The sequence below is a fragment of the Geminocystis sp. GBBB08 genome, from assembly GCF_016743215.1.
Taxonomy (GTDB): Bacteria; Cyanobacteriota; Cyanobacteriia; order Cyanobacteriales; family Cyanobacteriaceae; genus Geminocystis.
Genome location: NZ_VRZC01000258.1, coordinates 1 through 3,316, shown reverse-complemented (window position 1 = coordinate 3,316; position 3,316 = coordinate 1). Strand labels below are relative to the sequence as shown.

The 3,316-nt window shown below is 33.0% G+C and carries 2 protein-coding genes; both read right to left on the bottom strand.

Features of this window, described 5'->3' with window-relative positions:
* Positions 1 to 2,846, bottom strand: a 2,846-nt coding sequence (locus FWJ34_RS18860) for an efflux RND transporter permease subunit (protein ID WP_308256871.1), incomplete at its 3' end; no start/stop codon positions are given.
* Between the two features lie 210 nt (positions 2,847 to 3,056).
* The coding region (locus FWJ34_RS18855) for a hypothetical protein (protein ID WP_308256870.1) at positions 3,057 to 3,316 on the bottom strand (260 nt) is incomplete at its 5' end.

The following is a 3,316-nucleotide window of genomic DNA, read 5'->3' as shown; positions in this document are numbered from 1 at the left end:
AAAACTTCCCCAACATTCACTCTTTCACCGATGGGGGTTACTGTGACATATAAGCCGATAATCCCTCCTGATAATGCTATAGGTAAAGTAAACATAAGTGCTATAGGATCTATTAAAGAATTATATTGTACTGCCATAACGACAAAGACGAGAAAGGCGGCTAAACTTCCCAAAATAGGCAAAGAGGCTTGTAATTGTTTGTTACTTTCGGCTGCGATGCTCGGTAAAAGACGAATCCCTTGAGGTAAGTCAATGGTGTTTAAAATACCTTCTACTTCCTCTAATGCTGGTCCTAATGAGACTTTTTCTGCTAAACTTCCTGTGATGATAAATACTTGACGTTGGTTGATGCGTTGAATTTGAGAAGGAGCTCTTCCGGTAGAAATAGTAGCTATATCCCCTAAACGAATTAAGCGATTATTATCAGTAAAAAGTGGTACTTCTAATAAAGCATTAGCATCTTTGACTAAATTCGGATCTAATTGTACCCTTATATCGATTAATCTATCTCCTCGTTGTAATTGAGAAATAACTAATCCACTTACGGTAGTTTGTAAAGAATCAGTAATATCCCTAAAATTTAGACGTAAATCTGCTAATTTTTGTAAATCAGGTTGAATGGTAACTTCTGGTTGATTGCCATCAGCATCAGGGCGAAATCTGACTAATTTTGCTTTCTCGTCAAGAATATTTAATACTTGTCTTCCTGTTTCTTCTAGTAAATTTTGATCATTACCTTGTAAAATAATATCAACATCAGCCCTGACTGGAGAATTATTGAAAAATAAGCCTCGAACTGTACCTTTATTAAGACGTAAACGAATATTGACAAGGTTAAGTTGATCTAATTCTTGATTGAGATTCATTATATAGTCATCTAAATTTGTCCCTGATTTAACGGTAATATTACTCGAACCTCTCAACACATTTTCATTGGTGGTAGTACTGAATAAAGAACCTCCTGAAGTGGTAAAAGCATATTCAGTTTCTGGTTGTTTTAAAATAACTTCATTAACTAGCTGCATGACTTGACGATTAGTTGCTAGGGTAGTATTGGGAGGAAATTGTACTAATAAGTTAGCTTGTCCTGTGTTTATAGTTGGTAAAACTTCTTGGGGTAGTTCTTGGGCTAAGTTTAAGCTGGTTAAACCTAAGAGCAAAAAAATTGCCAAAACAAAAATCCAACGAATTTTGAGTAAAAAAGCCAAAAAAAGAGTAAAACTATTATTAGCCGCATTAAAAGCCTTGTTAAACCATGAAATTATAAAAAAACGTCTAATTTGACTAGAAAATTGAATAGCTAATAACCGAGATGTCAACATTGGTACAATAGTTAAAGCTACCACAATAGAAGCACCAACCGCAAAGCTGATAGTTAAAACTAATTCATTGAATAACAGTGAGATAAAACCCCCAATCATCAAAAAGGGTAACACAGCCACTAAGTTAGTACTGGTAGAGGCGATTAAAGCTGATTCTACTTCGGAGGCACTATCTACGGACTGTTCGATAATTTGCCGACGATAAACTCCTTTTTCGTGAATTGGATCATGAATAATTTTATCTGTACCTTCAATTATAGTTTCTAACATAACGATGGAGTTATCAACTACAATCCCCACTCCTAAAGCTAATCCACCTAAACTAAAGACATTTAAGGATAAACCACAAATTTTCATCATAATTACCGCCGCCAATGTAGCTAAGGGTATAGAGATGATGATGATAATAGTTTGACGAATTGAACCTAAAAATAATAATACGGCGATCGCCGCTAATGCTGTACCAACTAAACCGGAAGAAATAACATTATTGATGGCATTACGAATAAAAATAGATTCATCGAGAGTCGGTAATATAGTTAAATCATTTTGAATAATATTACTTTTTTGCAACTGTGCTATTTTGGCTTTGATAGATTCTATCACCTCAATAGTATTGGCTTCTGGTTGTTTTTGAATGCTAACTTTAACAGCAGGAGTATCATTAAGATACACAAATATACGTTGATTTTGTGCTCCATCAATAACATCAGCAAATTCATTCAAATAAACACGATGAGAAGAATTAGGAATGGGAAAAGATAAATTATTTAATGCTTCAGCATTTTTAAATCTACCAATAACACGGGTTAAAGGTTCGTTATTTTCCCCTAATAATCGTCCTCCTGTTATATCTTGATTAGAATCTCGAATTTCGTTTAAAACATCATTTAAAGCAATTCCTAAAGCCTGTAAACGTTGAAGATCAATTTGTACTCTCACTTCTTCTTCTACTCCTCCAGAAACATCCACAGATGCGACTCCTGGTACAACACTTAATTCTCTAGCTAATTCTTCTTCTGTAAAAACCCTTAAATTTAAAATATCTCGAACGTCAGAAGTAACAGCAAATTCATAAATAGGTGAAGCAGAAGGCTCAAATTTGAATAAACGGGGATTCTCAATATTATCAGGTAAGCGACTTCTAGCACGATTCAAGGATGCACTAGCGTCATTTAGAGCTTGATCAATATTACCACCGACTCGAAAAAATAAATCTAAACTAATGCGATTTTCTGCCGTTTGAGAATAAACTAACTCAACTCCTTCGGTAGCCGAAAAAGCCTCTTCTAAAGGGCGAGTAATTTCTTCCACAGCGATTTCAGGTACAATACCTTCGGTTTCTAGTCTTACACCAATACGAGGATAAGTGATAGAAGGTAATAAATCAACTTGAATGGTAGTAACGAAAAAGATACCTATTACCATTACTGCTAGAGTTAAAATAATTGTAGCGATGTGACGACGAATAGATAAACCACTAATACTAAACCTTGAATTCAAGGGAGTAAATGAGGATGTCATGATGTTAATTATTTAATTTGATTGACTTTCAAAACTAAACTAACACAGACAATTATTAATTAACAATTAACAAAGGATTATTATTAATCAGTTTTTACTTAAAAATAAACTTCCAACAATAAATTTCTAGGGCAATGTGCCACAAACATTTAACTAAATTCTGAGAAAACAACATTATAATGAAAAATTTATCCCCTAATTATATCTCGGCTAATCATGATATAAATTTTTAACCATTTCATCTAATTCTAGGTAGATTTTTCGGATATTTTTAATTAGATAGTTAATTTCTCGCTTTAGTCGATCGTATTCTTGAAATAATTGAGTTAAATCATCATCAGTTTTGGGTATTTTTGCTACATTTAAAATACTTAAATAAGTTAAACCTTTTTTTTCAAATTGCGGTAAATATTTTCTTAAAAATTGTAAAATTAAATTATTTTCTGTATAAATTAATTGCTCTTTACCGT